The organism is Eubacterium sulci ATCC 35585 (assembly GCA_001189495.1).
In the GTDB taxonomy this organism is placed as follows: Bacteria; Bacillota; Clostridia; order Peptostreptococcales; family Anaerovoracaceae; genus Eubacterium_B; species Eubacterium_B sulci.
On record CP012068.1, the window covers coordinates 1,105,049 to 1,119,376 of the forward strand.

General features: G+C 39.3%; 10 protein-coding genes and 1 pseudogene. 3 read left to right on the top strand and 8 right to left on the bottom strand.

Annotated elements, in window-relative coordinates; translation table 11 throughout:
- Window positions 1-26 precede the first annotated feature (26 nt).
- Both ADJ67_05095 and ADJ67_05100 read left to right on the top strand, forming a co-directional pair.
- Entirely contained in the window at window positions 27-491 is a 465-nt protein-coding gene (locus ADJ67_05095; GenBank protein ID AKT47683.1) for an ArgR family transcriptional regulator, read from the top strand.
- Complete coding sequence (locus ADJ67_05100) at window positions 491-2,113, top strand: hypothetical protein (GenBank protein ID AKT47082.1); 1,623 nt, start codon at window positions 491-493, stop codon at window positions 2,111-2,113. Before ADJ67_05095 ends, ADJ67_05100 begins: the two co-directional genes overlap by 1 nt.
- Window positions 2,114-2,223: 110 nt before the next feature.
- Here the strand turns inward: ADJ67_05100 and ADJ67_05105 are convergent, their stop codons facing one another.
- The 8 genes and pseudogenes from ADJ67_05105 to ADJ67_05140 form a co-directional block, all read right to left on the bottom strand.
- A complete protein-coding gene (locus ADJ67_05105; protein ID AKT47083.1) occupies window positions 2,224-5,736 on the bottom strand; it encodes a molybdopterin oxidoreductase in 3,513 nt (1,170 codons plus the stop codon).
- Window positions 5,737-5,752: 16 nt separating this feature from the next.
- Window positions 5,753-7,501, bottom strand: coding sequence for an NADH dehydrogenase (locus ADJ67_05110; protein AKT47084.1), 1,749 nt, complete (start codon window positions 7,499-7,501; stop codon window positions 5,753-5,755).
- On the bottom strand, window positions 7,501-8,016 hold the full coding sequence (locus ADJ67_05115) for an NADH dehydrogenase (protein AKT47085.1): 516 nt from the start codon (window positions 8,014-8,016) through the stop codon (window positions 7,501-7,503). The genes ADJ67_05110 and ADJ67_05115 overlap by 1 nt, the downstream gene beginning before the upstream one ends.
- Before the next feature lie 209 nt (window positions 8,017-8,225).
- Window positions 8,226-9,278 carry a hypothetical protein gene (locus ADJ67_05120; GenBank protein AKT47086.1) on the bottom strand — a complete coding sequence of 351 codons (1,053 nt, stop codon included), beginning with the start codon at window positions 9,276-9,278 and terminating at the stop codon, window positions 8,226-8,228.
- A gap of 83 nt (window positions 9,279-9,361) precedes the next feature.
- Complete coding sequence (locus ADJ67_05125; protein AKT47087.1) at window positions 9,362-9,814, bottom strand: hypothetical protein; 453 nt, start codon at window positions 9,812-9,814, stop codon at window positions 9,362-9,364.
- Between the two features lies 1 nt (window position 9,815).
- Window positions 9,816-10,736: a hypothetical protein gene (locus tag ADJ67_05130; protein ID AKT47684.1), complete on the bottom strand. Its 921-nt coding sequence runs from the start codon at window positions 10,734-10,736 to the stop codon at window positions 9,816-9,818.
- Window positions 10,737-10,809: 73 nt separating this feature from the next.
- Window positions 10,810-11,517: pseudogene (locus ADJ67_05135) on the bottom strand (hypothetical protein).
- Window positions 11,518-11,743: 226 nt separating this feature from the next.
- On the bottom strand, window positions 11,744-13,459 hold the full coding sequence (locus tag ADJ67_05140) for a hypothetical protein (GenBank protein ID AKT47088.1): 1,716 nt from the start codon (window positions 13,457-13,459) through the stop codon (window positions 11,744-11,746).
- Between the two features lie 206 nt (window positions 13,460-13,665).
- Between ADJ67_05140 and ADJ67_05145 the strand changes: the two genes are divergently transcribed.
- Window positions 13,666-14,286: a hypothetical protein gene (locus tag ADJ67_05145; protein ID AKT47089.1), complete on the top strand. Its 621-nt coding sequence runs from the start codon at window positions 13,666-13,668 to the stop codon at window positions 14,284-14,286.
- Window positions 14,287-14,328: the final 42 nt, after the last annotated feature.

Consider the following 14,328-nt stretch of genomic DNA (forward strand, 5'->3'; position numbering starts at 1 on the left):
CATCTTTGCCAGGAGAGGTTATTATTATGCGTTACTCGAGACAAAACAAGATACTTGAGATTATCTCAAACAACGAAATTGAAACTCAAGAGAAACTAGCGGCTATGCTAAAGAGCGAAGGCTTTGATGTTACACAGGCGACTATATCTCGCGACATCAAAGAGCTACAGCTAATCAAGGTACTGTCATCAACAGGCAAGTATAAATATGCAGTAAGCACGCAGCAGAATGCACCTATCTCAGATCGATTTGTAAAAATCTTTAGAGAAACGATTACTTCATTTGCATCTGCACACAACTTAATAATCATTAAAACTCTTTCAGGTTGCGGCGCCGCAGCCGGCGAGGCTATTGACAACATTGGCTTGCCTCATGTTGTCGGCTCCATTGCAGGAGACAATACCCTTCTACTCATCATCGACCACGAAGATCATGTAGAAGAAATCCTATCCATTTTTAACAACATGCTTATTTTAAGGAATCACAAGTAATGATAAACCACATCAGTATCAGAGATTTTGCTATTATCAAAAACACCGATGTTGACTTTTACTCAGGACTGAATATCATTACCGGAGAAACCGGAAGCGGAAAATCAATAGTAGTAACGGCGATAAGCCTTGCACTTGGAAGCAGGGCTGATTCGTCGTTTGTTCGTTTTGGGACAGATAAGGCAATTATTGAGCTTTCGGGTGAAATTGACGGCGAAGAAGTAATCATTTCTAGAGAAATAAATTCTAACGGGAAAAACCTTTGCAAACTGAATGGTAGACTCGTAACATTGTCAGAGCTTCAGCTCACCTGCCAAAAGCTTGCAGATATTCACGGGCAGTACGACAATCAATCACTACTAAACACCGAAAATCACCTGACACTTGTCGACACCTATGGTTTTGAACAAATAAACAAGCTTAAGAGTTCTTATTCTAATGAATATCAAAGCTATATAGAAAAGAAAGCGAAGCTAAACAAACTTCTCTCACTCTCTTCTGAGAATGCAAGAAAACTTGATTTTTACAAGTTTGAAATCAGCGAGATTAAATCCGCAAAGCTTGTCCCAGGAGAAGACACCGAGCTAGAGGAACGCCTTGACATGCTCAAAAACTCAGAGAAGATTACAAGTGATGCAAGCCACGCCTACGATCTCATAGATGGTGAACATGGTGCATATAGTACTTTAGGTTCTGCCCTTTCATACATCGAATCGCTTGCTGAGTATTCAGGAAAGCTTAGTGAACTTTTAGAATCATGTAATGATGCATACTATAGGCTTGAGGAAGCCGTATCTGTTCTAAGAGACACTGTCGACGAAATGACATTTGATCCATCAGAGCTAGATGAAGCAATTGAGCGTCTAGAGCTCATAAAGTCTCTTAAAAAGAAATACGGTAGTACCATAGAGGATATTCTCGCTTACTGCGATAATATTGAGGGTGAGCTCTTGACCATAGAGAACTTTGACGATGAGAAACTAAACCTTGAGGCATCTTTATCAAAGAGTTATGAAGCTTTGATATCAGCCGGAAACAAGCTGAGCGAAACTCGTAAAGCTGTTGCTCAAGAACTTTCCGAAAAGATATTGATAGAGCTAAACGACCTTAATTTTTCAGGTGCTGCACTAGAGATACGATTCGAATCCAAGTCAAGTCCTGACGAAAACGGCCTTGATGATGTAGAAATCCTAATCTCTACAAATAAAGGTGAGCCACTAAAGCCACTTGTAAAGACAGCCTCTGGCGGAGAAATATCAAGAATAATGCTCGCTATCAAAAAGATTACAGCAAGTAGCGACGCTATCCCAACGCTCATCTTTGATGAAATAGATCAAGGAATAAGCGGACAGGCAGCTCATGTAGTCGGTAAGAAGCTAAGGGAAATATCTCGCGAAAAACAAATTCTATGTATCACCCACCTGCCCCAAATTGCAGCTATGGCCGATACTGCATATAGAATTTTCAAGCATTCAGATGACAGCAGTACCTATACTCACATAGAAAAGCTGGATTCGGGTGCACAGATTGATGAAATTGCAAGGCTAATCGGTGGTGAAACAATCACGGATGCAACGCGAAAAAATGCTGAGGAGCTCATCGAATCGGCAAAGAACATATAGCTCATACATCCCCACTCCAGAAGTGGGGATTTTTAGTACGAAAAATCCCGCACTCAGTTTATATCTGAATGCGGGATTCATTATTTTAGTTTAAGCTTTGCTTATCACTATTACTCAACTACTGAAAATGGCTTTGGAATTCTGCTTTCGTTTAGATTCATAAGCGCATCTGTGCACTCTAGTACATCTACAAGCTTGTCATCCTTTGCAGCTACTAGCTTAACCTCAATTGGTTCTAGAACGCCACCGAATACCTCACCAACTTCTGCATACTTGTAAAGAGCAACTTCATCGTCCATAGCCTTGCTGATATCCTCTTCGTCTTCGAATCCGAAATCAACCTCGAATACGTGTGCTAGCTCTGTTGCAAGCTCCCAGTTGTTGAAGTCAACATCCTCTTCGATTGCTGACTCTACAGGAAGAAGTCTTCTCTCTGTATTTGTGAATGTACCATTTGTACTTGCTGAGCCTGTTCCTGGTAGGAATACATTAGCCTGAAGTGCTGTATCAGTCATGTAGATATCTGATACTACTAGGAATTCTAGTCCACTTAGATCTACGCCAGCTGGATCCTCACCGAAGATGATAAGTCCCTTAACACCTTCCATAGCCTCAGCTCCTGCACGGATTCCCATATCTACAAGTCCCTGTGAGTTGTTCTTAGCCTTAACTTCTAGGATACCGTCTCTTGGGCTTCCGATATGTCCTGAAACTACTGCAATGCCAGCTAGAATCTCTGCTGCTGCGATGCTGATTACATTCTGTTCGAATACAATCATAGCCTTCTTAGCATTTGTGTATAGATCAGCGATTTCCTTAACTTCATCGCTCACCTTTGCTCCAGCTACAGATGCCTTGAATTCATCAAAACCTTCTGCTGCGCACTCACCCTTGTTTGCAATTACTGCATTTGCAAGAGCCTTTAGGAATGCTGTGCTGTCTTCTGTCTCAACAGTCTTATATGCTCCTGGAATCTCTGTGCTTGCTTCAGGTGTGTTGATAACAACTACCTTTGCTCCAGCTGCGGCAGCCTGCTTAATCTTGTTCCAGATTACAGCAGCCTTGCTCTTTATGAATGCAGGAACTAGGATTACCTCTGTTGAAAGAAGTTCATCGATTGTGTTAGGTGAAGCATCAAATCCAAGTACATCTAGAAGCGCATTGTGTCTGTGGTTGAAGCTAAATACCTTTGCTCCAATAACTTCTGCAAACTTCTTCATTGTGTAAGCTTCCTCGTTTGTATATCTATCTGATATACAAACTGCGATTGAGCCTACACCATGTCTTGCCTTGACTGACTCTAGGTTCTTAGCAGCCAGAATCAAAGCTTCATGGTAATCTGCTTCTTCCATCTCGCCGTTTAGACGCTTAATCATTGGATCTACAATCTTGCCTTCGAGCACTGAAGCATCAAATCCCCATTTACCCTTAGCGCAGCATAGTCCCTTATTTACGTAGCCTTCCTTATCAGGATTTGCTTTGATTAGCATATCTCCGTAGTTTTCTAGGTCCATAGTACATCCAACTGCACAATTTGCACATGTTGTTGTTGTAATTTCAGTATCTAATGGAATCTCCTTAACTACTGTCTGTCTCTCCTGAATAGCACCAACTGGGCAAACAGATACGCACTGTCCACAGCTATCACATGCAGTTGTCATAAGTGGCATCTCTAGTGATGGCTTAACAACTGTGTCAAAACCTCTGTTTACAAGACCAAGTGCTCCGATTCCCATAACCTCGTCGCAGACTCTTACGCAAAGTCCACAAAGGATACACTTGTTAGGATCTCTAAGGATGAATGGATGATCATCGTTAAAGTCAATCTTTGTCATCTCACCAGCAAATCTTTCTGGCTTAACATCGTATTGGTTTGCAAAATCAACGAGCTTACACTCGAAGTAGTCGTGACATCCGCATTCTAGACAACGTGAAGCTTCCTTCATTGCCTGTTCTACTGTAAGACCACCATAGATAATCTCTGTGAAGTTATCTTTTCTTTCTAGAGCGTTTAGCTGATCAGCCTTTTCTCTGCAAAGTCTTTCTCTATCCTCAAATGTCTTCTCTGTGATATCATCTTTCTCTACATGGAATCTTGGCTCATACTCGTAAATCTCACCATTTAGGTAAGCATCTACTGACTCAGCAACCTTCTTAGCATCTGCTATTGATTCGATAGCGATAGAAATCTTATCGTTACCGCAGTCACCACCAGCAAATACGCCAGGGATGCTTGTCATCATTGTCTTAGGGTCGTATGAAATTCCGCCCTTCTTTGTCTTATCGATTTCGAACATTGATGCATCTACCTTCTGACCGATAGCTAGAAGCACTGTATCTACATCAATAGTTTCTGTCTTTCCTTCTACAGGTACTGGCTTACGTCTTCCTGAAGCATCTGCTTCGCCAAGCTCCATAACCTGAAGAACAATCTGCTTAACATGACCGTTCTCATCCTTAATGATCTCGATTGGGTTAGTTAGGTTCTTGAAGATTACGCCTTCCTCTTCACCCTCTTCGATTTCAATCATATCAGCAGGCATCTCGTTCTTTGTTCTACGATAGATATTGTAAACGTTCTCAGCACCAAGTCTTACAGCTGTACGACATGCGTCCATAGCCGTGTTACCGCCACCTACGATTGCAACATTCTTGCCTAGACTGATGTGCTCGTTTCTAACTACTCTACGTAGGAAGTCTATACCACCGATAACACCTTCTGCATCCTCACCTGGGCAGCCTACTCCTGTTGAGAGCCATGCACCGATTCCGAGTACTACTGCATCAAAGTCGTTTCTGATTGTATCTAGTGGAATATCAACTCCAACCTTTGTATTTGGAACGATCTGAATTCCCATTGCTTCCATGATAGCGATTTCTGCGTCAAGAACTTCCTTTGGAAGTCTGTACTCAGGAATACCATATCTAAGCATACCACCAAGCTTAGGCATTGAGTCGAAGATTGTTACCTCGTGTCCTCTCTGTCTTAGGAAGTAAGCTGCTGATAGACCCATAGGACCACCACCGATGATAGCAACTGTCTTTCCTGTATCTTCTTCCATATCTGGAATGAATCTCTCTTCTGCAGCGATATCCATATCTCCAGCAAAGCGCTTAATCATAGCAATGCTGATTGGCTCATCTACAAGTCCTCTTCTACATGCGTCCTCACATGGATGTGGACATACACGTCCAATACATGCAGGTAGTGGAATCTTATCCTTTATTAGTTCATTTGCTTTTTCAAACTCACCGTTTGCTACAAGACCTACATAACCCTGACAGTCAGTGTGTCCTGGACATGCCTTCATACATGGTCCAATACAGTCACCATAGTGGTTACTAATCAAAAGCTCTAGGTTTGTCTTTCTGATTTCGTTAACTCTCTCTGAGTTTGTTGAAATAACCATGTTAGGAGCTGCTGCAGTTGCACATGCCTTTGCAAGCTTAGGGCTGCCTTCTATCTCAACCATACATAGTCCGCATGAACCGTAAATCTCAGTTCTCTCGTCATAGCAAAGTGTTGGGATGAATATGTCGTTCTCACGAGCAACTTCTAAAATTGTCTGTCCGTTAACAGCCTGAACTTCCTTGCCATCTATATTCATTCTGAATTTATTCATCGAAATAACCCCCTTCCTACAGTCTATCTATTGCACCGAAGCGACATGATTCTTCACACTTACCACACTTGATGCATATTGTCTGATCTATCGTATGCTGTTTCTTTACTTCACCAGTAATTGCGCTTACAGGACAATTTCTTGCACATGCTGTACATCCTACGCATCTATCTGTAATGTTAAACTTAATCAAAGCCTTACATGATCTTGCTGTACACTTGTGGTTGTAAATATGGTCCTCATACTCGTTTCTGAAGTACTTTAGTGTTGTAAGAACAGGGTTTGGTGCTGTCTGACCAAGTCCGCAGAGCGAACCGTTCTTAATCTTGTCAGCTAGTTCTTCAAGAAGCTCGATATCTCCATCCTTACCCTTGCCTTCTGTGATTCTCTCTAGAATCTCAAGCATTCTCTTAGTACCTAGACGGCAGTAGTTACACTTACCGCATGATTCCTTACGAGTAAAGTCTAGGAAGTATCTAGCCATATCTACCATACAGGTATCCTCGTCCATTACGATCATACCACCTGATCCAACGATAGCTCCTGTCTTAACGATATCTTCATATGTTACAGGTGTGTCTGCAAGTGACTCAGGTACACAACCACCTGATGGTCCACCTAGCTGAACAGCCTTGAACTCTCTGTCATTCTTGATTCCGCCACCTATACCATTAATAATCTCTCTGATTGTAAGACCCATTGGTACTTCTGCAAGTCCAGCCTTCTTAATCTTACCAGCAAGTGCGAATACCTTAGTACCGTTTGACTTTTCGCTACCCATTGCAGCAAATGCCTCACCGCCGTTAATAATTATCCAAGCAACGTTAGCATATGTCTCTACGTTGTTGATATTTGTTGGCTTCTGCCAGTATCCCTTTTGAGCTGGGAATGGTGGCTTTAGTCTAGGCATTCCTCTTTCGCCTTCTAGAGAAGCGATAAGTGCAGTTTCTTCACCGCAAACAAACGCACCAGCGCCAGCTTTGATTCTGATATCAAAGTCGTATCCTGATCCAAAGATGTTCTTACCTAGGAATCCTTTTTCTCTAGCCTGCTCCATAGCAATTTCTAGACGTTTGATTGCAAGTGGATACTCAGCACGACAGTAAATGATACCTTCTGTAGCGCCCATAGCAAAGCCACCTATTGTCATACCTTCTAGAACTGAATGTGGGTCACCCTCAAGGACAGCTCTATCCATGAACGCACCTGGATCTCCTTCGTCGGCATTACATACTATGAACTTCTCATCTGCTGAGTTGTTCTTAGCAGCATCCCATTTGAACCATGTTGGGAAGCCTGCACCACCACGACCTCTTAGTCCTGAAACCTTAATAACATCGATTACCTCATCAGCTGTCATAGATGTAACAACCTTTCTTGTAGCATCATATCCGCCAACTGCAATGTAATCATCTATATTTTCAGGATTGATAATTCCGCATTTATTTAGTACGACTCTCTGCTGCTTTCCAATAAATGTTTCGTCGTCAGCTCCTATTGCGAGTTCTTCGACAGGCTTTCCGCCCTTAACGTGTCCGTCAACGATTGCCTGAACCTTATCTGGCTGAACTTTGACATATCTTGTCATCTCGCCGTTGTCATCGTAAATGTCTACGATTGGCTCTAGGTAACATGTTCCTACACAACCTGTAAAGTCAACCTTAACATCTAGATTCTCGGCAGCTAATACTTTTCTGAATTCCTCTTCGGTCTTCTTTGCTCCGGATGCGATTCCGCAGCTTCCCTGTCCGATTACAATCTTCATTACTGCACCTCCTGAGCTTTATCTCTAAGTTCATCGATAATCTTTACTACCTTTGCCTTAGTAAGCTCACTGTATGTTTCATCACCTTCGCTTGTCTGAACCATCATAACAGGTGCAAGAGAGCAGCATCCTAGACAGGCTACGTAATTTAGCGTAAACAATCCATCCTCTGTAGTCTCTCCATCCTTTATGTTCAAGTGTTCGCTTACTGCCTCACCTATGGACTCTGATCCGTTAACGTGACAGGCTGTACCCTGACAAATCATTAGCAGATACTTTCCAACTGGTTGTAGCCTAAACTGAGCATAAAAAGTCGCTACTCCATATATCTTTGCAGGCGCGATTCCAGTCACTGCAGCAATATAGTTTATTGCATCTAGTGAAAGGTATCCATAAATTGCCTGTGTCTTTTGCAATATGGTAATTAAACTTCCTGGCACTTTGGCATACTTCTCTAAAACCGGAGCTAAATCCTCAAATCTTGCATCCGGTTCTATCTTGCAATTAGTACACATAATGTATTACCTCCTCTTTTTGATATATCATTATCAATATATAATCAACCTATAATAATTATACAAAAGCAAATCGCTAAAATCAATTTGTATAAGTCGTTTTGAAAAATTTTTTTATTCTGATAATAAAATAAACCACAAATTCGATTCATTTGTGGTTCAGTTAGTTTAAGCGAACACATTTTCGGTTCACTTTGCATCTTATATAATTAAACTCCTGCGATAAAAAGCTCTAGTGCCATCGATGATTTTAATAACCCCGTAGTAATCTGTGAGCTTAGCTCGTATGCAGAGGAAAGAACGTTTGATAGTTTTTCTGCAGAAAAGCTTTGAGTATACTTTGTGATATTTTTGATTCTGTATTCGTTGGCTTTTAGTTTTGATGCTATTTCGCGCACCTGCATTCCCTCATCAAGCATCTGCTTTGTGCAGTACATGAGTTCAAACTGTGACACTATACTGCCGATAAGCTGAAATTCATCTCCTCCATCACCCAAAATATTGTGTAGCTGAGCAAGCGCTCTATCTTTTCGTCCTGCTGCTATGCTATCGAGTAAGTTGAAGACAAAAGTATCTTCATCTCTGATTACAAGCTCTCTTATAGCCTTTTCCTCTATTACATCACCGCTTGCAGCTATCAGCTTTGATATGTCGTTCATGAATGTGTAGAGATCATAGTCGCTCTCTCTGTTAAAATACCCTGTCTCATCTAACAAAAGATGCATATTAGCATTTGAAATGGTCTTCTTGGCCTGCTTAAACCTCTTGTTTGCAAAGGATGCCAGGTCTTTTCTATCTAATCTATCAAAGTTATATTCCTTACCTGCTTTTATGATTTCCTTAGGTAGCTTCTTACCCTTATCTACATTTCTAGCAGTGAATATCAAAATAGCCTCATCTTGAAGTTTATCTATAGATGAGCACAAAAGCTGAAGGTCTGCATCCTTTATTGCCTGCGACGAATCGGATGAAAGCGCCTTCATTTCCTTTACAACAATCACCCTTTTGTCCGAAAAAAGAGGAAGGGTTTCACAAGCCTCGCATACAGCTGACACTAAGTCAGTCGAGCTCATTTCTGTCTCATCAAAAACTGAAATATTCATCTGCTTTGTTGCAGAACTCACATATTTATTTATAACACTATCTACAGCCCACTTGATAAGGTATTCCTCTTCACCGTGTATCAGCATGACATTCTTCAGCTTTGCTTTACTCAAATCTTCAGCAAAGACTTTATATGCGTGGATTTTCTCTTTGTACATCTTGCCACCTTTCTTATTAATCAAATTCTATCAAAAAAAGAGCAAACACTCAATTACTTATGAGTGTTTGTCCCTTTAATATATTATTCGTTTTTGTCGTCTTTGATTGGAAGCATTTCCTCAAAGAGCTCCTTAAGTGTAAATTCATCACCCTGTAGATATTGCTTGCCAGTTTCCTTATTAATGCGTTTGCACTTTACATAGACTTCACGCATCTCCTTGTTGTGCATCTTTTTGACCTGTCCGCATATCGATGCTCCAGTATACGAAAGTCCTGTTATATCGCTCTCACCTATAGTCAAAGTGCTTTGACATTTAGGACAGGTAAAATCATACATCTTATCAAGTAAGGTCCAGCGGCTTTTGATAGTCCAGTTTTCGACCTCTCCACCACAAATTGGGCAGCTCTTAAGCCTCTTCTTTGAAAAGTCTTTTGGGATTATATTCATGTATGACATATCATCCTTGAACTTCTCAATCTTTTCCTTATCTATAGTGAATTTCTTAATATCGATTTCGTTTCTTCTGAACTTCATCTTATCTTTCGACCTTAAAGCTTATCCTTTTCTCATCTGCATCAAGAGTGCATAGAGCACCCATAGGAAGTGTCATCATAGGTTTTCCGTGTCCTGACTGCACATTGTACACTACAGGAATATCAAGGTCCTTTAGCGCTGCAAGAACAATCTGGTTCTCGTCATAGCTTGGGTCCTCCTTATTCTCAACCTTGGTGAACTGTCCTAGAATTATTCCTCTACACTTTTCTAGCTTGCCTGCATTTTTAAGATGGAAAATCCACTTTTCTATCTTGCTCATTGGTTCGCACACCTCTTCAATAAAGAGTATATTGTCCTCACTCTCAATCTCAAATGGTGTACCTATGCTAGCAGATAAGAGCGAAAGGTTTCCTCCAACGAGATTTCCTGTAGCCTTTCCACCCTTGAGTGTTTTGATATCAAAGCCCTTTGGATTTTGATAATCAAAGTCAGATTCAGCATTTATAGTATCAAAGAAAGAAGCAGTTTCCTCATCTGTAAGCCCATTTATCATATTTGATGAAATCATTGGTCCATGAAAGCTAACCATACCACAGGTTTGATTTAGCGCCATGTGAAGATTTGTCACATCGCTATATCCAACGAAAATCTTAGGGTTTGCCTTGATGGTTTCGTAATCGAGATAAGGCATGAGCCTTGAACTTCCATCTCCTCCCCTAACGCAGAATATGGCGTCGACCTCTGGATCTGCGAACATCTGATTGACCCACTTTGCTCTCTCCTCACCATCGCCTGCCATATATCCAGCGAAAACCTTGTCGAGATTATCAGCAAGCTTAGTCTTATACCCCATATTTTCTATGGTGTTCTTAACGAGTTCAATCTTATCTGTTGGAAGCGCAGAGCTTGGGCAGATAATACCTACAGTGTCTCCTTTTTTTAACTGCTTAGGATAAAGCATTTTTTCAAAATTTTTCATTCTAAAACCACATCAAAATAAACTATTAACTATAACGATTAAAAATCTATATTTCCTATTTTTTCAGCTTGATTTCCTTGTAATCACTTTCCTCTAAATCTGCCAATATAGTTTCTAGATCCTTTCTTCCTAAGCTCACAACAGCATCGACCGTTTCAAGATCTAGATTACCATTCTTTTTAATATCGGCTATGTTTCCATAGTAGTAGTACTCTGTTTTTGTTTCACCTGAGCTTACCTCTGTAACTTTATATACGCTTACTAATGAAATCTGACCTCGAGAACTACTATCTGGATCAGTAATATATTTTATGAAATCACTCTGCCTTTCTATTTTATATTTTTTATAGCTGTTGCTCTCGTTATTATACTCAGCCACATTATCATTTTCTTTAACAAGAACATTTAAATTCTTTATTTCCGAAATATCCTTTAGTCCAGATACTTTTATCTCAATTTTTTCTTTATCAAGCTTTAGCCCATCGCTTTTCAGTTCATCAACATAGCTTTCTGAAACCCTTAAAGTTACTTTATCACCATTCTTTAAAGGTGAAAAATCACCAGCAACATTAAATACTTGTATAGGCTCCTTACGAGTTGTATCTATTGACTTATAAAATGACAATACCCCATATCCATTATAGCCCTTAACCTCAACTGGATATTTCTTTAAAAGTGACTTTACACTTACTTCATTGTTTTTATTAATGTTTGAATCTTTTTGTTCAAAGCTTTCATCTTCCGCATTCTTTAGCTGCGAATTATAAATCTTAAAAGCTATTAGCAACGCTACAAATACTACAATAACTAATAAAGCGATATATATTAGTTTCTTATTCTTACCTTTATTTTTCTTAAATTTATCCATATCTAATCCCTTTTACAAAGTATTACGGACAAGTCTAAAGGAAGATACTGTCATTGTCAATATTCAGTCTGCGGCAAATATATATCGAACAAACTATATTAATATCTGATTTTAGAACGCTCTAAAGATTTTCCATCGCCTCTTGATAACCGATTGCCTTATCTTCATCCTTACCAAATGAAGCAAATACAGGAATTATCTGGCTATCTCCTGAGTACATCAAAAGCTGACCTGCATCGTTAGATATGCTGGCAAACTTGGTAGCACCTTCCTTAGCCGAAACCTCCTTATCGTCTATATAGTAATCGTCTCTGATATTCTTTCTAAAAATATTCTCAAGCTTATTCTGTAGCTCAAGCCTTCCGTACTCGCTAGCCTTATACTTTAAGACTGAGAAATTACCAAATTCTCCTCCATTAAAAGGCGAAGCGATAGCAATATAAAAAGTATTCTTTTCATTTTTACTCATATATATTACAAATGCGCTGGAAAACTCTTTATTTGCTGCCATGCTCAATCCATCTGCTATCGCATATGAAATTAAACCATTATTTTCCTTATCGGAAGAAGCGTAAATTATGTTATAGCTTGTATCACTTCTTCCCAGTCTACTAAGGTAGAACATTTCCTCTACCCCATCACCATTCAAATCATAAATCACGACTGATTTATCAGAAGCTTCACCATCTTTTCTTATAATCACTTGGTCTTGTGAGTTTATATCTGCACCCTTATCAGCCGTTAATATTCCTTTAAAGTTTTCTCGTGCTGAATTTTTAGCTTTGTTAAGTTTCTCATCGTAATTATCTTTTATGTTTCTAAATTCTTTTACATTTTTTGATGGTACTAGGTATAAGTTATTGGATACGATTTTAAGATCCTTACTAGAATCATAATCTATCGCACACATTAGCTCATACTTCCCCTCCAGATACTGAAAATCATAGCCCCCATCTTCAGTTCCATCCTTAGTAGCATAAGCTATTTCATATTTTGATAATACATTATTTATCTCTTTAATACATGAACTATAATAATTATTAAGCAATTGTTTCGCATTTGTTTCAGCATCATTTGCGTTGTCATGTTTCTCGAATAAAAAATCAATTGCATCATCAATTTTCTGCTTCTGAATCTCTTTACCATTCAGCTTATAGCTTCCCACTCTCCTTGAAGCAATAATACTTGTGTTGAACTGCAAATCGATAACTTCAACAAGTTCATCTCCTTTGACCTGCCAAATCTTATGAAGGTATGAAATACCATTTATTCCCTGTGTCGTTGTAACATTCTCGACTATATATAGCTCACCCTTGCATTCGAATTTATATACATGTTCTGAAACAGAATTAAAAAGGCTCAAATCAATGGGCCACATTTCATTTTTGTATTTAGCTTTTGTTTTTAAGGCTTTTAGCTCATCAGTATTCTTATCATACCTATATATTTGTGTGTTAAGTGCCGGTGTATTCCCATCCCTTTTGTATCTGCTAACTATACCAAGCTGCTCGATATCTTTTACATCAAATACATTTGTGGCTACTATACCTTCCTCAACATCATCTATTTTTCGGTTCATTCTATAAAAGCCTTCGAACATGCTAGGAATATCTTCACCAAAGCAAGTTCCTTCATCAAGCACCATATCAGCAAGCCTTGCTTCTGTAACCGTAGGCTGTGTGTCTGAATCAATGTCATGGTCTACTGCAAAGAACTTAAAGTATAAAAATACTCCAGCTACTGCAATTAATGTAAGCACAACAAAAAATGATGCTATCGCAATAATCATTATCTTAATAGTTCTCTCATCTCTCTTTTGAGTATCGTTTTCGTTCATTTTGTACCTCTTTTCGCATTTAAACTCCATGAGAAATCAAATGACTCTATTTACAATTATATTATCATATAATTCTTAAAATCGTCCACTAAAAAGCTTTTTCAATATAAATATAAGGTAATCAAAATTTACTAGCCAAGCAGAGCATTATAGTCTATAATTTCTTTAATGTTTAATTTTTAGTTATTTAGGAAAGAGGGACAATAATGCAAGATATGAATTTTGATATTCAAGAAGAAAGGGATATCCCATCAATTGCTCGTTTAGTAATTATTATTTCTTCAGCAGTGATGATGATTTCAACAATTCTACCATATGCTAGAGTTGAACTTTTCGGTCAGGAATATACATTTAACTTTCTTATCATTGAAGGACAGTTTGGAGATGGAATATTTTTCGTAGTTCTAGGAACGCTAGCAATTCTATTTGCTGCTATTCAGAAAAAAATACCTTTGCTAATAATAGCAATCTTACTCCTGCTGATATTCATCTATGAGCTTGTACACGCTCTTGATGTTAAGAACACGTATGGAGATGTGCTCCACTTCAAGATTGGTTTCTACCTTGTACGTATAGCATCTCTTGCAGTAATCGGTGCTTGCATTTGCTATTTTGTAACAAAGAAAAAGGTCAGAAACACTCCTTCAGCTATAAGCTTCACAACAATTGGAAGTCATCTAGATGAGACAGCAGCTACACCTTTTCAGTCACAGCCAGTTCAGAGTGAATTTTCGGTTCAGCCTGTTGCACCAGAAGCTCCTGCTCAGCCAGAAGTAGCTCAAGAACCAGTTCAGAACGACCCTGTATCTACTGAGGAAAATCTATAAATGTAAATCATAACCACCGGCTTAGCCGGTGGTTTGTACTGC